Consider the following 19,935-nt stretch of genomic DNA (forward strand, 5'->3'; position numbering starts at 1 on the left):
CGTACAAGTCTTCGGTGGACCTCCGGCGGGCGCCGAAAGGTCCGTCCATGCCGAACAGATTAACCTGTCGGGCGCAGATGTGCGCGATCCGGATCAATCCGCAGCAGGCGTTCCAGCAGCGGGAAGAAGTGCGTCAGTTCGGGGGTGCGCATGGCCGGGTCCTTGGCCAGGTCGTCGAGGCGGCGCAGGGTCAGGCCGTCCTGGGCATAGGGCGCCTTGATGTAGGCCGCGGCGGCACGCTCGTCGAACGGCCCGCCTTGCAGCACCAGGCTGTGCCGGGAGGCCGGCGACAGGCTGGCGTGGTAGCTCGGGTCCACCGCGCAGAGGAAGCGCTTGGCCGATACGTGCAGGCGCACCGGCTGCCAGACCGACTCTGGGAACAGCTCGCGCAGCAGGCGTGCGCCGAATTCCTCGTGGCGCAGGTCCTCCTCGTCGATCTGCGCCGGGTCTTCGTAGAGGTGGCCGATATCGTGCAGCAGGGCGGCGACTACAAGGCTGTCCGAGCAGCCGGCGCGCTCGGCCAGGGTCGCACACTGCAGCGCGTGCTCGGCCTGGCTGACTGCCTCGCCATAGGGCTCGGCGCCATGGCTGGCGAAGCGTTCGGCCAGTTCGTCGAGAAAGCGGTGACGGGCGCGGCTCATGGTTTTTCTCCTTTCAGGCGGCGGACGGCGAGGTCGTGCAGGCAGGGTTGCAGCTCGCCCAGGTGATCGATCACGGAATGCACGCCCAGGCGGTACAGTTCCAGGGTGGCGTCGGCACGCAAGCGGTCGCGCTCGGTATGTCCGAGAGCGTCCCAGTCGGCTGGCGAGAGGCCGCACGACGGCCCGCTGGCGGCCAGGCCGATGGTCCATAGCCCGGCATTGAGTCCGGCCTGGAGTTGACGCGGTTGGGCGCTGACCAGCACGCAGCCGTCGAGGCGCTCGATGCCCAGCTGGGCGAGGGCCTGCCAGCAGCCATCGGGGGCCGGCCAGGGGCGCGCGCCGGCGAGGGGAATCAGGGCGTCCGCTCGGCCGAGCGGCGCGGCAAGGCGCTGGCAGACCGATTCCGGTAGCTCGTCCTGCCAGGCGTAGGGAATCCGTTGTTCGTCCAGGCTCTCCAGCAGGGCCACGGCACCGGCGATGGCTTCGGCCTGTTCCTCGGCGGCTTCGTCGAGGGCCTGCTCCAGGCGCTGGCGCTCGTTCTTGTTCGGCTTGCGCTGCAACAGGAAGCTTTGTGCCTCGGCGAAGGGCAGCAGACTGGCGTCGCGGAGGTGTTCGGCAGGGCTATGCGGATGGCTGCGCAGCAGCGCCAGGGACAGGGTCCGGGCGCCGAAATCCACCAGGCCGCCGGAGAGTCCGAAGAGCAGGGCGGTGAAGCGCGGGAGTTGGTCGGAGCTGGGCATGCGAAAGGCGTCTGGCAAATGGTCTAGGCCAGCCTAGAGGGGTTTTGTGACGCCGCCGTGACGTTTTCGTGGCAGTGGCGATAGGCCGACGGGCTGCCGTTATAATCGGCCGGTCTGAATCAGCGAGGCCGTCATGCCGGTCGATCAATCTCGTCAGTACCTGCGCATCCGCGACCAGCTCGCCGCGGATATCGCCCAGGGTGTGCTGCAAGTGAAACTTCCCTCCGAGCGGGAGTTGGCCGAGCGCTTCCTGTGTACCCGCATCACCCTTCGCGAAGCCCTGCAGCAATTGGAAACCGAAGGCCTGGTCTATCGCGAGAACCGCCGCGGCTGGTTCGTCGCGCCGCCGCGGATCCGCTACAACCCGACCCGTACCACCGGCTTCATGGAATACGTCAGCGCCCAGGGACGCCAGCCGCGTACCGAGACGCTGCACGCCGAGCGGCGTGCAGCCGGCGCCTGGCTGGCCAAGCGGATGGGGCTGGAGGACAGCGCGCCGGTGTATTTCCTGCAACGGCGCCGCTGGGTGGACGAGCGTCCGGTGCTGATCGAACTGATCGCCCTGGATGCCGGGTGGTGCCCAGGCCTGCTGGACCACGACCTCGATACTTCGCTGATGAGCCTGCTGCGCGAGCGTTTCGGCCTGCAGCCGACGCGCTGCCAACTGGCGATGCACCCGACCGCGCTGAACGCGGCCCAGGCCGAGCCGCTGCAACTGGCGCCGGGTTCGCCGGCGCTGTACCTGGAGCGACTGAGTTACGCGGAGGGGCAGAGGGTGGTCGAGTTCGACCAGGAGTTCTGGCGCCCGGACGCTCTGGAGATCGTGCTCGACGCGGCCTATCCGGGCGCCTGAGTCAGGCGATCGCGGCGCGTATGCTGTCCGGCACGGGCGTCGAACGGTTTTCCGCGTGGCGCACCCAGACCAGCTTGCAGTGGCCTTCGCCATAGGTGCCTTGCGGATCTTCCAGGGTGCGCAGGCGATGTTCCAGTACCAGGCTGCTGGTGCCCAGCCTGCCGGCGTACAGTTCCACCACCACGGTGGCCGGATGCACCACCGGCTTCAGGTAGGTGTGCAGGCTTTGCAGCACGACCGGCCCCTCGGCAGCGCCTTCCAGGTCGATGCCGAGGGTTTCGAACCAGGCCACCCGGGCCTCTTCCAGGTACTGGAAATAAAGGGTGTTGTTGACGTGCCCGTAGCTGTCCATGTCGCCCCAGCGCACCGGGATATGGGCCGTGTGTAGCAATTGTCTGTCAGCCATCTCGTAACTCTTCTAGTCTCAAAATCGATGCGAGCCTATATACTGCGCGCACGCTGAAGCCGCGCTGGCGGCCAAGACTAGTCATGCAAAGGAGATACAGCAATGCGCGCCCGCGGCGTGAACTGGATCGAACGTAGTGCCCGAATCCTGGCTTGCGCCAGCCTCGCATTGGCACCCACGCTGTCCCTGGCGGCCAGTGAAGAAGACCCTTGGGAAAGCATCAACCGTCCCATCTTCACCTTCAACGACACCCTGGACACCTATGCGCTGAAACCGCTGGCCCAGGGTTACCAGAAGGTCACCCCGAACTTCGTTCAGGACGGCGTGCACAACTTCTTCAACAACCTCGGCGACGTGAAGAACCTGGCCAACAACCTGTTGCAGGCCAAGTTCCACAATGCCGGCGTGGACACCAGCCGCCTGCTGTTCAACAGCACCTTCGGCCTGGCCGGCTTGATCGACGTGGCGACCCCGATGGGCCTGCAGCGCAACGATGAGGACTTCGGCCAGACCCTGGGTTATTGGGGCGTCGGCAGCGGCCCGTACGTGATGCTGCCGTTCCTCGGCCCGAGCACGCTGCGCGATGCCCCGGCGAAGATCCCGGACATCTATGTCAGTCCCTACCACTACATGGACGACGTACGCGCGCGCAACGTGATGTTCGGCATCAATACCGTCGACACCCGTGCCAACCTGCTGAAGTCGGAAAAACTGATCAGCGGCGACAAGTACATCTTCATCCGCAACGCCTACCTGCAGAACCGCGAGTTCAAGGTCAAGGACGGCGAGGTGGAGGACGACTTCTAAGTCGACCCGCTTCGTGCGACACCTGGAAAGGCGGCCCTTGGGTCGCCTTTCGTCGTTTCAGTGGATCGCGACGATGCTCAGCCCCAGGCTATGCCGACCCGGGCCGAGGCGTTCGCAGCGCACCACGCGGGCTTCCAGTTCCAGGCCGGTGAGCGTCTCGTGGGTGGACGGGATGCTCACCCGCAGGTGGTCGCCCGGAGCCAGCTCGCTTTGCGCTTCCAGCAGCAGCCCGCTGGCGGACAGGTCCCGGCACAGGGCCACCGACTCGCGGCCTTCGCAGCGGATGGTGACCGGGGTGTCGAGCTTCATGCGGATGAAGTCGCGCTTCTCGCTGTAGTTGTGCTCGATGGGCTGCATGGGCTGATCCTCATGGTCGGGGCGATGGGAGGGCGACTGGCAATCCTGGCGATTATCGTCAAAGTTTATACCGTGCGGACGGGATCGGACGGACAAATGCGGATTTTCCGGCAAAGGTCAACGGCTTGAACTGCTCAACGGATGGGAGTACCGTCTGCGCCTTGTCGAACCCCGTAGCCGCGCTGTTGTCACTTACAATAAGCGCCTAGGACCCACTGTTTCCGGCGCCGTTTGCCTGGATGACCCATGCATAAAGTCAGTGCCACGCTGCTGATCATCGATGACGACGAGGTGGTGCGCGAAAGCCTCGCCGCCTACTTGGAAGACAGCAACTTCAAGGTGTTGCAGGCCCTCAACGGTCTGCAGGGCCTGCAGATCTTCGAAAGCGAACAGCCGGACCTGGTCATTTGCGATTTGCGCATGCCGCAGATCGACGGCCTCGAACTGATCCGCCGCATCCGCCAGACCGCTTCGGAAACGCCGATCATCGTACTTTCCGGAGCCGGCGTGATGAGCGATGCGGTGGAAGCCTTGCGCCTGGGCGCCGCCGACTACCTGATCAAGCCCCTGGAAGACCTCGCGGTGCTCGAGCATTCGGTGCGCCGGGCCCTGGATCGCGCCTACCTGCGGGTCGAGAACCAGCGCTACCGCGACAAGCTGGAAGCCGCCAACCGCGAATTGCAGGCCAGCCTGAACCTGCTTCAGGAAGACCAGAACGCCGGCCGCCAGGTGCAGATGAACATGCTTCCGGTGACGCCGTGGAGCATCGAGGGGCTGGAGTTTTCCCACCGGATCATTCCGTCGCTGTATCTCTCCGGCGACTTCGTCGACTACTTCCGGGTCGACGAGCGACGCGTGGCGTTCTACCTGGCCGACGTTTCCGGCCATGGCGCTTCCTCGGCCTTCGTCACGGTGCTGCTGAAGTTCATGACCACGCGCCTGCTCTATGAGTCGAGGCGCAACGGCACGCTCCCGGAGTTCAAGCCGTCCGAGGTGCTGGCGCACATCAACCGCGGCCTGATCAACACCAAGTTGGGCAAGCACGTGACCATGCTCGGCGGGGTCATCGACCTGGAGAAGAACAGCCTGACCTACAGCATCGGCGGCCACCTGCCGCTTCCTGTGTTGTTCGTCGAAGGGCAGGCGAGCTACCTGGAGGGCCGTGGCCTGCCGGTGGGCCTGTTCGACGATGCGACCTATGACGACCGGGTCATGGAGTTGCCGCCTTCCTTCAGCCTGTCGCTGTTTTCCGATGGCATCCTCGATGTGCTGCCAGGAGCTACGCTGAAGGAGAAAGAGGCTTCGCTACCGGAACAGGTGGCAGCCGCCGGAGGCACCCTCGACGGGCTGCGCCAGGTCTTCGGGCTGGCCAACCTGGCGGAGATGCCGGATGATATCGCCTTGCTGGTGTTGAGCAGGAACCTTGCATGAGTACCGGTAAAATCCAGTTTGCCGAACAGAACGGCTCCTTCGTTCTGAAATTCGTCGGTGAGGTCCGCCTCACCCTGTGCTCGGCCCTGGATTCCACCATCGAAAAGATCTTCGCTGCGCTGAATTTTTCGGCGATCATCATCGATCTTACGGAAACCCAGAGCATCGATAGCACCACGCTCGGCCTGCTGGCCAAGCTGTCCATCCTGTCGCGGCAGAAAATCGGCCTGTTGCCCACGCTGGTGACCACCAATCCGGACATTACCCGTCTGTTGCAGTCGATGGGCTTCGATCAGGTGTTCAATATCGTCGATCGTCCGATTCCGTGCCCGGAATGCCTGTCCGACCTGCCGCCGCAGGACCAGTCGGAAGATGTGGTGCGCGACAAGGTTCTGGAGGCGCACCGCATCCTGATGGGCCTCAACGAATCCAACCGCGAAGCCTTCCACGACCTGGTCAGCGCCCTGGAGCGCCATTAACCGGTCGATCCCTTCCCGAATTCCTGCTGAATCCTCCGCTGCGCCGGAACGGGACGCCCTGCATGCGCGTCCCGCCGGCAGCGGCGATCAGTGGCGGGTCGCCAACTGGTATTCGAGCTTTTCCTGGTCGCGTGCGAACAGGCGGATGCCTTCGGCCAGCTTTTCGGTGGCCATGGCGTCCTCGTTCATCTGCCAACGGAAAGCGCTCTCGTCGAGCACCTGGCGCGGCTCGCCTTCGCCCGGCAGCAGCAGGCGCGGCAGCTCGCCCTGGGCGTCAGCCAGTTGTTGCAGCAGGTCGGGACTGATGGTCAGGCGGTCGCAGCCGGCCAGTTGCTCGATCTGGCCGAGATTGCGGAAGCTGGCGCCCATCACCACCGTCTTGTAGCCGTTGGCCTTGTAGTAGCGATAGATGCGCGAGACCGACTGCACGCCGGGATCCTCGGCGCCGGCGTAGTCGCGGTTCTCGCTCTTCTTGTACCAGTCGTAGATGCGCCCGACGAACGGCGAGATGAGGAACACCCCGGCGTCGGCGCAGGCCACCGCCTGGGCGAAGGAGAACAGCAGGGTCAGGTTGGTCTGGATGCCCTCGCGTTCCAGAATCTCGGCGGCGCGGATTCCTTCCCAGGTGGAGGCGATCTTGATCAGCACCCGCTCGCGGTCGATGCCCTGTTCGTCGTACAGCTCGATCAGGCGGTGGGCGCGGGCGAGGGTGGCCTCGCTGTCGAACGACAGGCGCGCGTCGACTTCGGTGGAAATACGTCCGGGAATGACTCCGAGGATGTCCTTGCCGACTGCCACGGCGAAGCGGTCGCAAGCCAGTCCGGCGTCGCCGCCGCTACCCGCGGTAGCCTGTCGAAGGTGCTCGGCGTAGCGCGGCAGGGCGGCGGCCTTGAGCAGCAGCGACGGGTTGGTGGTGGCGTCCACCGGCTTCAGGCGGGCAATGGCATCGAAGTCGCCGGTGTCGGCGACCACCGTGGTGTATTGCTTGAGTTGTTCCAGCTTCGAAGTCATGGCGAGGTCTTGTCAGGTGGGTTCTTGGGAAGAAGAATTCCCCGACCTTACCCGAGCCGCAGGCGCGGCTCAATGGGAGCTATCGCCCCGCCAGAAGTTCCAGCGCCTGGTCGAAAACCCGCAGCGGATCGGCGGCCTTGTGCACGTCCACCGAGAGCAACTGGCGGAATCGCCGGGAGCCGGGGAAGCCCTGGGCCAGGCCGAGGATATGGCGGGTCACGTGATGCATCGCGCCGCCTTCGGCCTGGTGTCGCTCGATGTACGGACGCAGACGGAGCAAGGCCTCGCTGCGACTGAGCGGCGGCGCTTCGCTGCCGAACAACTGGCTGTCCACCGCGGCCAGCAGGTAGGGGTTGTGGTAGGCCTCGCGACCGAGCATCACGCCGTCGAAGGTCTGCAGGTGCTCGCGGCAGGCTTCGAGGGTCTTGATGCCGCCGTTGAGGACGATCTCCAGGTCCGGGAAGTCCTTCTTCAATTGCGCCGCGACCTCGTAGCGCAGCGGCGGCACCTCGCGGTTTTCCTTGGGCGAGAGCCCTTCGAGGATGGCGATCCGTGCATGCACCGTGAAGCTCCGGCAGCCGGCCTCGCGCACCTGGCCGACGAAATCGCAGAGCTCGGCATAGCTGTCGCGCCCGTTGATACCGATGCGGTGCTTCACCGTCACCGCTATCTCCACCGCATCCAGCATTGCCTTCACGCAGTCCGCCACCAGCGCCGGATGCCCCATCAGGCAGGCGCCGATCATGTTGTGCTGGACCCGGTCGCTGGGGCAGCCGACGTTGAGGTTGACCTCGTCGTAGCCGGCCTCTTCCGCCAGCCGCGCGCAGGCCGCCAGTTCCGCCGGCACACTGCCGCCCAGTTGCAGCGCCAGTGGGTGCTCGCATTCGTCGTAGCGGAGGAAGCGCTGGCGATCGCCGTGCAGCAACGCGCCGGTGGTGACCATCTCGGTGTAGAGCAAGGTGTGACGGGACAACTGGCGCAGGAAGAAGCGGCAGTGGCGATCGGTCCAGTCCATCATCGGCGCAACGGAGAAGCGGCGTGAGAGGGCGGCGGGGGCGTTGGTCGGTTCTGGGCGCATCGGGACTTCGGTAGGGGGAGCGGAGCAGGGCGAGGGATTTTATCAGGGATGGAGGTGGAGGAGGGGCGGGATGAGCGTGCTAGTGTGAATGCGTGCAAGAGCCGGGGCTGGTGGGATGCCGAGATGATTATAAGTCTGCCGTCGGTCCGGCACCTGTATTCATTCATGAGTTTTTCATCAGAAATTTTTTTCAATATTTATTTTTGAAGAATTTTATAGTTGGCCGGGTAGTCAAGGTTTGTAGGGTAGAGCTGTTGAGTGGGGCGAGTGTGTTGGCCTAATTTGACCGAAGGAGTGAAGGATGAATACTTATTTTGATATTCCGCATCGGCTAGTGGGAAAGGCTCTGTATGAATCATATTATGATCATTTTGGCCAAATGGATATATTGTCAGATGGAAGTTTGTACCTAATATATAGGCGGGCAACAGAGCATGTAGGTGGTAGTGATGGGCGTGTTGTTTTCAGTAAACTGGAGGGTGGTATTTGGAGTGCGCCTACCATAGTTGCCCAGGCGGGAGGACAGGATTTTCGAGATGTAGCTGGTGGGACGATGCCTAGCGGAAGGATCGTCGCGGCCTCGACGGTTTATGAAACAGGAGAGGTGAAGGTCTATGTATCTGATGATTCAGGTGTGACATGGGTACATAAATTCACATTGGCTAGAGGTGGGGCGGATTATAATTTTGCTCATGGAAAAAGTTTTCAAGTAGGGGCACGCTATGTGATTCCTCTTTACGCGGCGACGGGAGTCAATTATGAACTGAAATGGCTAGAGTCTTCTGATGGCGGAGAAACTTGGGGCGAAGGAAGCACGATCTACAGCGGGAACACACCATACAATGAGACTTCTTACCTTCCTGTGGGAGATGGCGTAATTCTGGCTGTAGCCAGAGTAGGATCTGGTGCCGGAGGAGCGTTACGTCAGTTTATAAGTCTGGACGACGGCGGCACATGGACTGATCAGGGTAATGTGACTGCACAAAATGGTGACTCTACCGATATTCTCGTAGCCCCTTCTCTCTCCTATATTTACTCTGAGGGAGGTACACCACATGTAGTTCTTTTGTACACGAACAGAACGACTCATTTTTGTTATTACAGAACAATCCTGCTGGCGAAAGCCGTAGCAGGCTCCTCCGGCTGGACGGAGCGTGTTCCTGTGTATAGTGCGCCAGCCGCCTCCGGTTATACTAGTCAAGTCGTTTTGGGAGGTCGAAGAATACTGGGTAATCTATTCAGGGAGACGTCTTCTACGACGTCGGGAGCTTATCAGTTTGAAGTGTATCTGGGAGGAGTCCCGGATTTTGAGTCAGACTGGTTTTCTGTTTCTTCAAATAGTTTGTATACCCTGAGTCATGGACTCCAGAGGTCGCCGCGTCGGGTGGTCGTTGAGTTTGCAAGGTCATCGAGTCCATCAACATGGAACATTGTCATGCCCAGTTATTTCAATGATGGAGGGCATAAAGGCAGTGGGGCTCAGGTTGAAGTGGGTAGCTTGAATATTCGGCTTGGAACTGGAGCGGCAGTATGGGGCACGGGATATTTCGGAGGAATCGACAATAGTGCCACGACTCGATTCGCTACCGGGTATTATCGGGTCAGAGCATGGATTTAGCTGCCCACTGACTAGAAATCAAGCGGAGCGATTGCTGAATCGCATCTACCGGACGGGCAGGAGGTCTAGCTTGCTCGGCCCATTAAAAACTGCAGCGGTAAGGGTAGGCTGCGACCGTTTTTCAGTCACTGACAAAACCTCCGTAATATAGTGCTGACGCCTGGTACATCTGGAAACTCTCCGAAGAGACTGGTGTGGCCTCAATGCGCGCGGGATTACCACTCTTCTGCACGTTTCCCGAGCCTGGCCTGCCAGACAACGCCGCTCCCAATGCCTGGAGGTCTGCGTAGGCGTAGAACCAACGAGAGCCGTGGCAGCTCCTGGCCCTGCCGGTGTGCCCCTGCCGACCTAGTTCATTTGAAATATTGCGATCCAGGCTGGGGCCAGTAAGATGGGCCGTCCGACGACCCGCACCAGCCTCTATCAAGGATCGATGCATGAGACTGCCCCGCCCGCGTTTTGCCCTTTCCGCCGCCTTGCTGCTTTGCCTTTCCGGTTGCGTGTCGGAACTCGATTCGGGCGCCTATGGCAGCATGGACGATCCGCGCAACGCGCAGATGCTGGACCTGGTGGACCAGGCGCTGAAGGGGAACATGGCCGTGGTACTGGTGGCCGACGTGATGCCGCACAAGTCCCTGAGCGATGCCCTGACCATGACCCAGTGGACGCCAACGGCGATCTGGGAGTACGAGAAGGACCCGAAGGTGACCTTCGGCCGCAAGTTCCAGACCAACGCGCTGCAGCGGAAGCCCGACGAGACCTATCTGTTCAAGGCCTTCGAGGTGCATATCCTGCCGCCCGGCAAGTACCTGCTGACCGGCGGCGACGACTACCAGATCCATGGCTTGCTCGACCAGGTCGGCGCCCGCAGCGGTCCGCCCGGTTCGGGCCATGGCGCCAACGGCACCGCGTACCTGTCCCCCGAGCTCTATCGCGAGTACTACCGGGAAGAAGTCTGGAAAGATGCCACCTATGGCAGCGAGATCAAGACCGAGAAGGTCTGCACCGCCGTGCATGTGGCCTCGGGCGCCTGCGTGAGCTGGGGCGAGCAGCAATACACGCAGACGACCCAGGGCTCCCAGGCCGGCTATTACCAGCAGACCGATTCCCGCGACGTGCCCTCGATCAAGGTCCAGGCGCGCCTGCCGGTCGACAAGGCGCTGGCCAGCTTCACCGTGCAGGGCGGGCAATTGCTGTTGGCCCCGCGCATGCACCTGAAGACCCCCGGCTACAAGTACCAGCAGTCGAAGTGCCGGGCGATCGATCCGAAGAAGATCGAATGCCCATTGGAAAACCTGACCGTCTATACCTGGCCGGCGCCGATGGACTTCAGCCAGTCCCTGATCGCCCAGCGGGCCCTGAGCGACAAGCACCGGCAACTGCTGTCCAGGCTCCAGCCCCTGCAGATCACGCCGCTGCGCAAGCAGGGCATGGAAGACCCGGTCTGGGGCGTGCCGCTGTCATTGAAATAGCGGGTGTTCGCTCAGGGGGGCGCCGGGTGCCGCCCCTATCCACGATCGGCAGGGAAGCATTTCCCCACAAGGAAGGTGACATGAACGTATATCGCAAGGTTTCCCGCAGTGCCGCGACTTGGCTGTGCGCCGCGCTGCTGGCCGCATCCGGCCATGCCTGGGCCGAAGACTGGTGGGTGGTACACAAGGGCGACGACCCTGCCGAGCTTGACGTGTTCCTGGCCGATGCCGATTCGCTGGCACCCGTGCCGGGTATCGAAAACGCCTGGCAGGTGCAGATCGCCATGCTGTTCGACTCCTTCCATCTGCTCAGCGCGCACCAGTACCGCTGCGATACGCGAGAGGTGAAGGTGGTCAACGCCAAGACCTTCTCCAACAACGGGCAACCCACGAACCTCCAGTTCACCTTCGCCAAGGGCTGGACCCCGCTGCCCAACGAAAGCCATGAGGCTGTCCTCCAGTTCATCTGCGCGCCGCAGGAGCGCGAACGCAATGGCATGCGCTCCACCGGCAGGGGCGTGCCATTGCAGGCGGTGATCACCGCCGTCGGCATGGTCGAGATGGAGCGCGCCCAGGCCAATCTCGCCGAGGCCCGGCGCAAGCTCGAAGAGGCCAAGAGCGATCGCGTCATGGGCGAGCTCGATCGTCTGCTCGGCAACGAGCCCCGGAAGCCCTGAGCCGCTCTGACTGAAGCAGGGTGAGGCGAGGCGGATCGGGCCGTTTTCCGGAGCGATCGGCGTAGGTCCGGAAGGCGCGTCGGGAGGGTCTCGATGAAGTGGTATAGCCGCATCAGCCTGGGACTCAGCCTCGCGGTCGCGAGCGCTTTCCTGCCTGCGCCCTGTTGCTGCATTCCACTGCGTTGGCATTCGTGCTCCAGCAGCGAAAGCTGGGAAGCGCTCGCGAAAGAGCGCTGCAATGGACGATCAACCTGGCGCTGTGGATGGCGCCGCTTTGTTATGTCCTTGCCAGCGTCTAGCCCGATGTACTTCCCCTCAACCCGCAGAGCGACAAGCCATGAGGGCCGTTTCATCATTTTCCTGGGGGCAATGAGTGCGTTGTCCATTTCAATGGGTGGACGTTCAGCCGGCCCCGCCAGTAAACCGTGTAGCGTAGCTTCGTTTTCGCAGGAATGATGCCGAGATTGGGACGGAAGTTGATGTCACGGTGCGATGGGGCTCAGAGGACTTGGGGCGGTGGGGCTTTGTCACGATCCCGGTCATATCATAGGCTGCTGACAAGGGAGCATGGCGATTGCGGCTGCCCTTTTCCCGGTGAAGTGCGAAACGGATTTTTCAGGAGGAAGCATGAGCTACGACACGACCGGTTCCATGGTGGGGGCCACAGTAGGAGACCCTAGCGATGAGCGATGGAATGCGTTGATTGACGAAACCGACCTCGTAAAGGGCGCATCACTTATAGGCAGATCGGCAATGGTTTTAGCCAGCCTGGCCGATCTTCCAGATGTTCCGCAAAGCTACACCCATGAGTACATCGTTCAAGGCCACAGACCCGGTATTACCACTGGTGGTGGCAGGTTCTACTGGGATGGGGCGGTTGCGCGGAATCGCCACAACGGCGGGACTATCATCAGCCCCACTGTTCCTGCGTACACTGCCCAGACGGGGTTGGCTGGCTATCTGGATGGCTCGGGGGAAACTGAGCCGTCCGCCTTTGGCTGCTTTGTCCGCAAAATCGAAGGCCATGGTATTCGCCTCGAATGGTTCGGCTGGCTGCCGGGGGAACTCGCTACCGCGCCAGCGCAAAAGCTTCTGCAACAAACCCGTTCGAACGAAGGCTCTGCGGCCCACATCGGTTACACGGCCATGTTTCCCCCGGCGACCGTTCGCTCCGGTCCATTGGTTATCGGTTCGGACCAGATCATCGCCGGAACCAGCCGGACTGTCATTCTCCAGGAGCCCGGTACGGTGACGATGGATGTCCAGCCGTTCATCAGCATGGCCGGACAGAGCAATGTGTTCATCTTCGGCAATGGAATGCAGATCAATGGACAGAAGAACGAGGCACGCAGCGGCGAAGGTCGATATGGACTTTTCATCTATGGCTCGAAAAAAGTCCTGGTCCAGGACCTGACAATCAACGCGTTCTCCGGTGATGGATTGGCCGTTACCGGCGATGCGGGGCGACCAAGCGAAGACGTACGCATCGACCGAGTCCTTTGCAACTTCAATGGACGCAATGGCTTTTCGGTCATCAATGCCAGGCGCGCGACGCTGCTGAATTGCCGAGCGACTAACACGAATACCAATGGACTTGGTGCATCAGCCAATGGACCCTGGGCGGCCTTCGACATAGAGCCCAATGAAGGAAGCGGTTACTTCATCGAAGATATCAACCTGATCGGTTGTTCGAGCGAGGGCAATGCTGGGAACGGACTCCAGTTCACCATCCCGAATACGGACTCCCCTGTCTCCGTCAGGGTGTCCGGATTCCAGTCCCGACGAGACGGTTCGGCTACTCAATACGGGGCGAAGAATGGCGGAGTGGGTTTCATATATGGAGGGGGCCTCTCTCCGAAAAACACTATGTCGGGTCTGATCCAACTGGTTGGCATAGTTGTCGACGAGCCTTTTGGCAGCGCTATGCGTTTCCGCAACTGGAGCGCCAGAAACGCGCCGGTACTCATCAGGGATGTCACGATAAGAAATGTGAACTTCGGCGTGGCCACGGGAAACATAAATCGATGCGGAGTCTGGCAGGACTCTTCTGACTCCATGGAAGTGATTGAACCAAAGGGCAATTTCGAAGTGGATGGGCTGACCGTCTTCGACGATAACCAACAGCTCATTCGACCCGTGTGGACCATGGGAATAGCGGCGGCTCCTACAATCGCCAAGGTGAGGAATGTCTACGTCAACCGACATGGCTATCCTGCTGTTTTGCCGTTACGTACGAAAGTACAAGGAGGCGTAGGGTGGAGCGAGCTGCCGATGGTGTCCTTGTCCTCGTCCTCAGCAATCGCAGGAACGGATTATGTCGGACAAATGGTCGAGTTGACGGGGAGCGGAGGATTCGTACTGCCGGAGGCCGCTCTTGCCTCGGGCTGTGTCTTCAGGATCAGGAATGGTTCGAGCGGCAGCATCAACGTCACGGCACTGGCTGGAGGAATCACGGGCAGTACCTACGGTAGCTACACCAACACAGGAAGCAGCCTGACCTTGATCAATGGGCAGTATGCCGAGCTATGGAGCAATGGAAGCACCTGGGTCCTGAAATGACGCGTAAACCTTTTATTTGGCTTGCCTCCGACTGTCGTGGCGTATGGTCGGTATGCCAGGACAGCTTTTCGAGCGGCTCAGCGCTTCGGCGCAAAGACCATCTTCACCGGCGCATCGTGCTTCAGGCGCGAGTCGTTCGGTTGGTTCCCGGGCTCGAAGCTAGGGTGCCAGGCCCTGAGTTCCGTATCGGACAGCCACTCCAGTTGCAATTGGTCCGCGGATGCGCGCAGGTCGAATTGCGCCAGCGACCGCACGACTGCATGGCACTTTTCCGATTTCCCGGTTTCGAGGAGGGAGACCTGTATTTCTTCGCCCCAGGTGATCGAACCTTTCTCCGGGCATTTCCGAACCTCGACGTGGTATTGCCCGTTCGGCGACGGCAGGTCGGAAATCAGCTTGTCGGGGCCGCACGCGGCGAGGAGTACGCTCAGTATCAGCAGGGGGCTTTTTTTCATCCATGACCTCTGTGGAAATCTCGGAAAGGAATTCCTCTCTTTTCCTGGCGGAAAATGGGCAGGAAGCGGGCCTGCCCATCCTACGCGCGGACTGCTGGATCTGCCCATGGGCGATCCACAGCTTCGTGCACGAGCGATATCAGATGGCGCTGAGCGATTTCAGGATCAGATAGGTGCAGATGAGCACCCCTGCCATGGACAACAGGCCCAGGGCGACAATGCTGAGTTTCATCGGGTTTCCTCGTTGAACTGCGATGGGCTGCTGTATCAAGGAGGGGAGAGGCAGCAGGCGGGGGGAAAGCCCCGGAGGGATGAGCGGCCCCCGGGGCTTTGGTGACCACCATAGGAGAAAGTCACATTGATAAGGCTAGCCCTGTTTCGCTGTGCGGCAAGCGAAGCGGCATCGCTTTTCCCGCAGGATCGGGAAAATGCCTAGCCATACCGCAGTGATGGCCACGGAGGGTCCATGCGCCTCGTCCATTTCCTGATTGCCCTTTCCGCCGCGCTGCTGGCTGAGCCTCAGATAACCGCGCGGCGCAGGTTCAGCGTTCGTCGCCGATCTCCAGTTCGATGAAGTCGATGACCCCTGCCGCGCGGTTGTCGAGGCGCTCAAGTTCCTGGCCGTCCAGCGTCTGCAACAGCGAGACGCCGTGTTCCAGGCGCTCGCCGGAGGCATGCGAAGCGGCTTCGCGGGTAGGACTGAACAGCCAGGCGTGCGGATGTTGCGCGCGCCAGGCGGCGCGGGGTGAAAGGCTGACCTCGGTGCCTGCCGGGTAGTGCCAGGCGCCCAGTTGCAAGGCCTCGGCGAGGACCGTACCGCCGAGGCCGTACAGGCGGCGGTCGCGGTCGAAGGCCAGGGCGCCGCCGCTCAGCGCGATGCCGCGCACCGACACCCGTTGCCCGGTTTCCGGCATTACCCGCCAGCGCTCGGCGTCGCGGTAGCCGTCGGTGTAGACCATGCCATCGCTGGCGAACAATCGCGCACCGGCGGGGAAGTCGATGTCGTCGGCGCGGTTGCCGGTCGCCAGGCTACAGCCTTCGAAGGCGGCGGGACGCCCGTCGCGCTCGCTGGCGAAGGCGATTTCCTGGCTGGCGTCGCAACGCCAGCCTTCGATCTCGGCGACTCCCTCGCCACGCAGGCGCAGCGAAGTGGGATGGACGCCGGTGGTTTTCCATGGGTCCTGCGGGTTGTCCTGCTCGCTCTGCAGCCAGCGTTGCAGGTGGCGGGTGGCGACGCCGCGGATCGTCACCGGGGTGGGGAATTCGGCTTCTCGGAAGCTTTCCGGCTGGTGCTTGAGTTCCAGCTTCAGCCGGGTGCCGGCAGGCATCTCGATTCCTCCGAGGCGGGTAGGGCGCTCGAGCACGGCGCTGTGCGCGGCTTCCTCGCGTGCACGTTCGCGCTCGTACTGCCAGAGACCGATCTCCAGCCAGGCGCGCAGTCCCAACGGGATCAGCAGGAGCAGCATCAGCAGGCCGCGGCTCGGCCAGCGGCGGCGCAAGCGCTGGCGCGCGCGCGGGCTGAAGGCCAGGAGCGATAGCCAGACCAGCAGCCAGATGCCGGCGACGAACGACGACAGGTAGATGAGCGGGACGATCAGGGGAAGAGGGGCGACGGGGATCACGCGGGCGTCCTTGCGGGTTGGGTTCCATGACGTCTCCGGCGCGGCGTGCCGGGTACCTGCCAGAGTTTACAGGGCGCGTCCCGATGCCGCAGCGGCAAACTGTCTTCAGGCCTTGTCCGCCGGGGGCCACGCTCTGGAGAGGGAGGCGCACGGGGATGGAGTCGGCGAAGTGCCGATTCAAGCCCAGGCGCGACGGGCCGATGGGGTGGTTATCGGTTTCTGTAGTCCAGTGGGGAAAAACCAATGAACGAAAGCGTCGCCAGGGTGTTCGATCGGATTCTACGGGGGCTCGGGTTGAAGACCCTGAACGCCCAGTTCCTGCTGTCCTATGCACTGATGTTCGGCCTGGCCGCCTGCGCCTCGGTGGCGTTGTACCTGAGCATGTCGATCTCGCCGGAAACCATCAACGTGGCCGGCGCGCAGCGCATGCTCAGCCAGAAGATGGCCCGCGAGGCGCTGCAATTGCGACTCGGCGCCGGCGACCCAAAGGCCCTGGCCGCGACCATCGCCCAGTACGAACGCTCGGCCGCCGATCTGGATGCGGGCAATGCCGAGCGCAACGTGAGCCGGATGGGCGCGCCGGAGATCGCCGCCCAGCGGCAGAAGGTGGCGCAGATCTGGGGCCGCTACCGGGCCATGCTCGACCAGGTGGCACAGCCTGCCAGCCAGGTCGATCTGCGCGGCTTCTCGCAGTATTCCACCGAGCTGTTGGGCGAGCTGAACAACCTGGTCTCGCTGATGAGCGCGCGCGCCGACAGTGTCCAGCACACCCAGATGTGGATCGCCTTCGGTTGCCTGTTGGCGATCCTGGTGCTGGTGGTGCTCGGCCGGCAGTTCGGCCTGGCGCCGCTGATGCGGCAGTTGCGTGGGTTGGAAGTGGCGCTGACCGAGGTCGGCGCGGCGAACTTCACCCATGCCCTGGCGGCGGGCCATGCGGACAACGAGATCGGCCGCATCGTCGCTGGCTACGAGCGGATGCGCCAGGACGTCAGCGGTTTGCTGGCGAACGTCAAGCGCAGCGCGGCAGAGACCGACAAGGACGTGGCCGAGGCCCTGGAGCAGGCGCTCGGCGCCGGCGACCAGGTGGCGCGCCAGCACCAGGACCTGGACCAGGTGGCCACCGCGATGAACGAGATGAGCGCCACCGTGGCCGAGGTCGCCCGCCACGCCAACCATGCGGCGCACTCCACGCGCGACGCCGCGGCCCTGGCCCACGAGGGACGGCGTCTGGTGGAGCACGCCAGCAGCCAGACCGGTGCGTTGGCGGAGGAACTGGAGCAGACCGCCCTGGCGCTGAACACCCTGCACCAGCATGCGGGCAGTGTCGGCCAGGTGCTTACGGTGATCAGCAGCATCGCCGAGCAGACCAACCTGCTGGCGCTCAATGCCGCCATCGAGGCGGCGCGGGCCGGGGAGGCCGGGCGCGGCTTCGCCGTGGTGGCGGACGAAGTGCGTTCGCTGGCCAACCGTACCCAGCAGTCGACCCAGGAGATCCAGGGGTTGATCGAGCAGTTGCAGGACGGCGCCAACGATGCGGTCGCCGCCATGCGCGGTAGCGCCAGCCATGCCCAGAGCAACCTCGTCGAGGCCGACAGCGCGGCCCAGGCGCTGGGGCGCATCGTCGCCACGGTGGAAGAACTGGACGGCCTCAACCAGCAGATCGCGACCGCCGCCGAGGAACAGAGCCAGGTGGCCCAGGACATCGACCGCAACATCACCAACGTCTCCGGACTCTCCGAGCAGGCCCACGAAGGGACCGCCGCAGTGCTTTCGGCCAACCAGAGGGTCAAGGAACACATGGCTGGCTTGCGCGTGGTGCTCGGTCGCTTCCGTACCTGAGGCTGGCTGCGGGCGTCGGCGCTAGTCGGCGGACAGCTCGCGGATCAGCGCCACCGTCAGGTACAGGCGGGGGGCGATGCTGGATAGTTCGAGGTATTCCGCCTCGCTGTGCAGGCCGGCGCCGACCACGCCGAGGGTTTCCAGCACCGCCGGTTTGTCGCTGCCGGGCACGTAGGCGTAGCCGGCGTCCGTGCCGAAGCGCATGGCGATCGGCTCGATGCGCTTGCCGATTCGGCCGTAGAGCGTCTGTGCGGTTTCCGCCAGGCGCTGCGAGGCGGGGTTCTTCACCAGAGGCGGACGACCCTTGTCGAGACGCAGACTGACTTCGGTATCGGCGACCAGGCGTTCGCCGGTCAGCTTCCGGGCGTCGGCCAGTACCCGCTCGCTCTCGGCCGGGTCCGAGTAGCGCATGTCGGCTTCCGCCGAAGCCTCGGCGGGAATGATGTTGCGCTTCTCGCCGCCCCTGGCGAGGGTCCAGTTCAGCGTGGTGCCTTTCGCCGGATCGCCGAGGTCCTTGAGACGCAGCAACTGGTGCGACAGTTCGAGAATGGCGTTGCGGCCTTGCTCGGGTGCCGAGCCGGCATGGGACGAGCGACCCTTCACCTCGAGCAGCAGGCCGTCGATGCCATTGGTGGCTACCGTCACTGCGTCCCGGTCCGGCGGCTCGTAGGAGAAGACGTAGTCCTGCTGCCGGGCCAGCTCGGCGATCAGTTGCTTCGAGCCGGCGGAGCCGGTCTCTTCGTCGGGATTGAACAGCACGGTGATCCGTCCGTAGTCCCTGAAGCCTTGCTGCCTGAGCAGCGCCAGGGCATGCAGCACCATCGCCACGCCGCCCTTGGCGTCGGCCACGCCGGGTCCGTAGGCGCGCTCCGCGTCCTCGCGGAACGGACGCTTCGCCGCGCTGCCGGCGGCGAACACGGTGTCGTAGTGAATCATCAGCAGGAAGCGCTTGCTGCCGGTGCCATCGAGGGTGGCCACCAGGTTGTCGCCGGCCGAGGGCGTCGCCGGTGCGCTGCGGACTTGCGCGCCGAGCGCCTGCAGGCGTTCGGCGAGCAGCGCGGACAACTGGCCGAGGCCTTCGGCCTGGCCGGTACCGCTGTCCACCGCGACCAGTTGCCGGAGCGTGTCGAGGTAGGCCGGGCGTTCGGCTTCGGCCTGGCGCAGCAGTTCGGCGGCTGGCGTGTCGGCAGCGAAGGCGGGGGGCGAAAGCAGGAAGGCGAGGGCGAACGGCAAGAGGCGGGGCAGGCGGCTGGCGTGCACGGAAGGTCCTCGTCTGGTGGGCGGAGGCGGCGCGGTTGTGCGCCGCGGTATCCGATTGACCTTAGGTCATGAGACGGTTTCCGCCAGCAGCGCCTCGACCTTGCGCCGCAATTCTTCCAGCAGGGCCCGTTCCTCGGCCGAATAGTCGCGCGGTCGGCTGTCGAGTACGCAGACGGTGCCGTACGGGGTGCCGTCGGGCGCATGAACCGGATAGCCAAGGTAGTTGCTCAGGCCGAACTCGACTTCATCCTCGTTGCCGGCCCATTCCGTCTCCTGGCGCGAGTCGCGCACGTGCAATGGGGCGTCGCGGTCGACCACGCGTTCGCAGTAGAGGGGTTTGGCGCCGTCTTCATGGACGCTCTTGCGGCCTTCGGCGCCGATCGGGTAGGTGTCCTCCAGGCGTCCGGCGGAAGCCTCGACGCGCATGTGCCGGGGCAGGGAACGCATGATCAGCACCGACGGCACGTCGAGCCGGCGGGCCAGTGCGTCGATATCCCGGCGCAGGGATTCGAATCGTTCGGAGGATTTCGCCATGCCCGGCCTCGCCCATGTCTGGTGGATGAACCGCGACTGTAGCGGCGAAAGGGGGCTTGGCCTAAATACCCTTTGGTGCGCTCCCCCTCGCTCGAG

The 19,935-nt window shown here is 63.2% G+C and carries 19 protein-coding genes and 1 pseudogene; 10 read left to right on the top strand and 10 right to left on the bottom strand.

Going from position 1 to position 19,935, the window contains the following annotated elements; translation table 11 throughout:
* Positions 1 to 59: 59 nt before the first annotated feature.
* Together FHW81_RS07500 and FHW81_RS07505 are read right to left on the bottom strand one after the other, a co-directional pair.
* Entirely contained in the window at positions 60 to 641 is a 582-nt protein-coding gene (locus tag FHW81_RS07500; protein ID WP_003090877.1) for a phosphonate degradation HD-domain oxygenase, read from the bottom strand.
* Entirely contained in the window at positions 638 to 1,381 is a 744-nt protein-coding gene (locus tag FHW81_RS07505; protein WP_003162384.1) for a phosphonoacetaldehyde phosphohydrolase-related protein, read from the bottom strand. The genes FHW81_RS07500 and FHW81_RS07505 overlap by 4 nt, the downstream gene beginning before the upstream one ends.
* Before the next feature lie 133 nt (positions 1,382 to 1,514).
* Between FHW81_RS07505 and FHW81_RS07510 the strand changes: the two genes are divergently transcribed.
* The gene (locus FHW81_RS07510) at positions 1,515 to 2,234 is read left to right on the top strand and encodes a UTRA domain-containing protein (protein ID WP_003104061.1); all 720 of its coding nucleotides are present in this window, start codon (positions 1,515 to 1,517) and stop codon (positions 2,232 to 2,234) included.
* Position 2,235: 1 nt separating this feature from the next.
* On the opposite strand, the gene FHW81_RS07515 is transcribed toward FHW81_RS07510, so the two are convergent.
* A complete protein-coding gene (locus tag FHW81_RS07515) occupies positions 2,236 to 2,640 on the bottom strand; it encodes an acyl-CoA thioesterase (RefSeq protein ID WP_004350269.1) in 405 nt (134 codons plus the stop codon).
* A gap of 102 nt (positions 2,641 to 2,742) precedes the next feature.
* On the opposite strand from FHW81_RS07515, the gene FHW81_RS07520 reads away from it, so the two are divergent.
* Positions 2,743 to 3,447: an MlaA family lipoprotein gene (locus FHW81_RS07520; protein WP_003114777.1), complete on the top strand. Its 705-nt coding sequence runs from the start codon at positions 2,743 to 2,745 to the stop codon at positions 3,445 to 3,447.
* Positions 3,448 to 3,504: 57 nt separating this feature from the next.
* On the opposite strand, the gene pilZ is transcribed toward FHW81_RS07520, so the two are convergent.
* Positions 3,505 to 3,804 (bottom strand): cyclic di-GMP-binding protein PilZ, encoded by a 300-nt coding sequence (gene pilZ, locus FHW81_RS07525; RefSeq protein ID WP_003104055.1) that lies wholly within the window; start codon positions 3,802 to 3,804, stop codon positions 3,505 to 3,507.
* A 246-nt stretch (positions 3,805 to 4,050) separates the two neighbouring features.
* Here pilZ and rssB point away from each other — a divergent pair, with 246 nt between their 5' ends.
* Entirely contained in the window at positions 4,051 to 5,235 is a 1,185-nt protein-coding gene (gene rssB, locus FHW81_RS07530) for a two-component system response regulator RssB (protein WP_003119890.1), read from the top strand.
* The gene (gene rssC, locus FHW81_RS07535) at positions 5,232 to 5,714 is read left to right on the top strand and encodes an anti-sigma factor antagonist RssC (protein WP_003104052.1); all 483 of its coding nucleotides are present in this window, start codon (positions 5,232 to 5,234) and stop codon (positions 5,712 to 5,714) included. Before rssB ends, rssC begins: the two co-directional genes overlap by 4 nt.
* An 87-nt stretch (positions 5,715 to 5,801) precedes the next feature.
* On the opposite strand, the gene tal is transcribed toward rssC, so the two are convergent.
* Positions 5,802 to 6,725, bottom strand: a complete 924-nt coding sequence (gene tal, locus FHW81_RS07540) for a transaldolase (protein ID WP_003090868.1) — start codon at positions 6,723 to 6,725, stop codon at positions 5,802 to 5,804.
* A gap of 79 nt (positions 6,726 to 6,804) precedes the next feature.
* Positions 6,805 to 7,803 carry a tRNA dihydrouridine(20/20a) synthase DusA gene (dusA, locus tag FHW81_RS07545; protein ID WP_003104050.1) on the bottom strand — a complete coding sequence of 333 codons (999 nt, stop codon included), beginning with the start codon at positions 7,801 to 7,803 and terminating at the stop codon, positions 6,805 to 6,807.
* Between the two features lie 301 nt (positions 7,804 to 8,104).
* On the opposite strand from dusA, the gene FHW81_RS07550 reads away from it, so the two are divergent.
* The 5 genes and pseudogenes from FHW81_RS07550 to FHW81_RS07570 all read left to right on the top strand — a co-directional run bounded on the left by FHW81_RS07550 (position 8,105) and on the right by FHW81_RS07570 (position 14,129).
* The gene (locus FHW81_RS07550) at positions 8,105 to 9,421 is read left to right on the top strand and encodes a sialidase family protein (RefSeq protein WP_003119892.1); all 1,317 of its coding nucleotides are present in this window, start codon (positions 8,105 to 8,107) and stop codon (positions 9,419 to 9,421) included.
* A gap of 437 nt (positions 9,422 to 9,858) precedes the next feature.
* Positions 9,859 to 10,893 carry a hypothetical protein gene (locus FHW81_RS07555; RefSeq protein WP_003090863.1) on the top strand — a complete coding sequence of 345 codons (1,035 nt, stop codon included), beginning with the start codon at positions 9,859 to 9,861 and terminating at the stop codon, positions 10,891 to 10,893.
* An 80-nt stretch (positions 10,894 to 10,973) separates the two neighbouring features.
* Positions 10,974 to 11,570, top strand: coding sequence for a hypothetical protein (locus tag FHW81_RS07560; RefSeq protein ID WP_003114780.1), 597 nt, complete (start codon positions 10,974 to 10,976; stop codon positions 11,568 to 11,570).
* A 93-nt stretch (positions 11,571 to 11,663) separates the two neighbouring features.
* Positions 11,664 to 11,869, top strand: a pseudogene (locus FHW81_RS07565) (hypothetical protein).
* Between the two features lie 328 nt (positions 11,870 to 12,197).
* Complete coding sequence (locus tag FHW81_RS07570) at positions 12,198 to 14,129, top strand: right-handed parallel beta-helix repeat-containing protein (RefSeq protein ID WP_023088218.1); 1,932 nt, start codon at positions 12,198 to 12,200, stop codon at positions 14,127 to 14,129.
* Positions 14,130 to 14,206: 77 nt separating this feature from the next.
* Here FHW81_RS07570 and FHW81_RS07575 read toward each other — a convergent pair whose 3' ends face one another.
* Both FHW81_RS07575 and FHW81_RS07580 read right to left on the bottom strand, forming a co-directional pair.
* Entirely contained in the window at positions 14,207 to 14,692 is a 486-nt protein-coding gene (locus FHW81_RS07575; protein WP_106120632.1) for a hypothetical protein, read from the bottom strand.
* Positions 14,693 to 15,126: 434 nt separating this feature from the next.
* Entirely contained in the window at positions 15,127 to 16,206 is a 1,080-nt protein-coding gene (locus FHW81_RS07580) for a hypothetical protein (RefSeq protein WP_003104038.1), read from the bottom strand.
* Between the two features lie 243 nt (positions 16,207 to 16,449).
* Here FHW81_RS07580 and mcpN point away from each other — a divergent pair, with 243 nt between their 5' ends.
* On the top strand, positions 16,450 to 18,045 hold the full coding sequence (gene mcpN / locus FHW81_RS07585; RefSeq protein WP_003114783.1) for a nitrate chemoreceptor McpN: 1,596 nt from the start codon (positions 16,450 to 16,452) through the stop codon (positions 18,043 to 18,045).
* Positions 18,046 to 18,066: 21 nt separating this feature from the next.
* Here mcpN and FHW81_RS07590 read toward each other — a convergent pair whose 3' ends face one another.
* Positions 18,067 to 19,305, bottom strand: coding sequence for a M20/M25/M40 family metallo-hydrolase (locus FHW81_RS07590; RefSeq protein WP_017149136.1), 1,239 nt, complete (start codon positions 19,303 to 19,305; stop codon positions 18,067 to 18,069).
* 66 nt (positions 19,306 to 19,371) lie between these two features.
* Positions 19,372 to 19,839: a GAF domain-containing protein gene (locus FHW81_RS07595; protein WP_003104034.1), complete on the bottom strand. Its 468-nt coding sequence runs from the start codon at positions 19,837 to 19,839 to the stop codon at positions 19,372 to 19,374.
* Positions 19,840 to 19,935 lie beyond the last annotated feature (96 nt).

This window comes from Pseudomonas sp. RC10-4-2 (assembly GCF_050433085.1).
Taxonomy (GTDB): Bacteria; Pseudomonadota; Gammaproteobacteria; order Pseudomonadales; family Pseudomonadaceae; genus Pseudomonas; species Pseudomonas aeruginosa.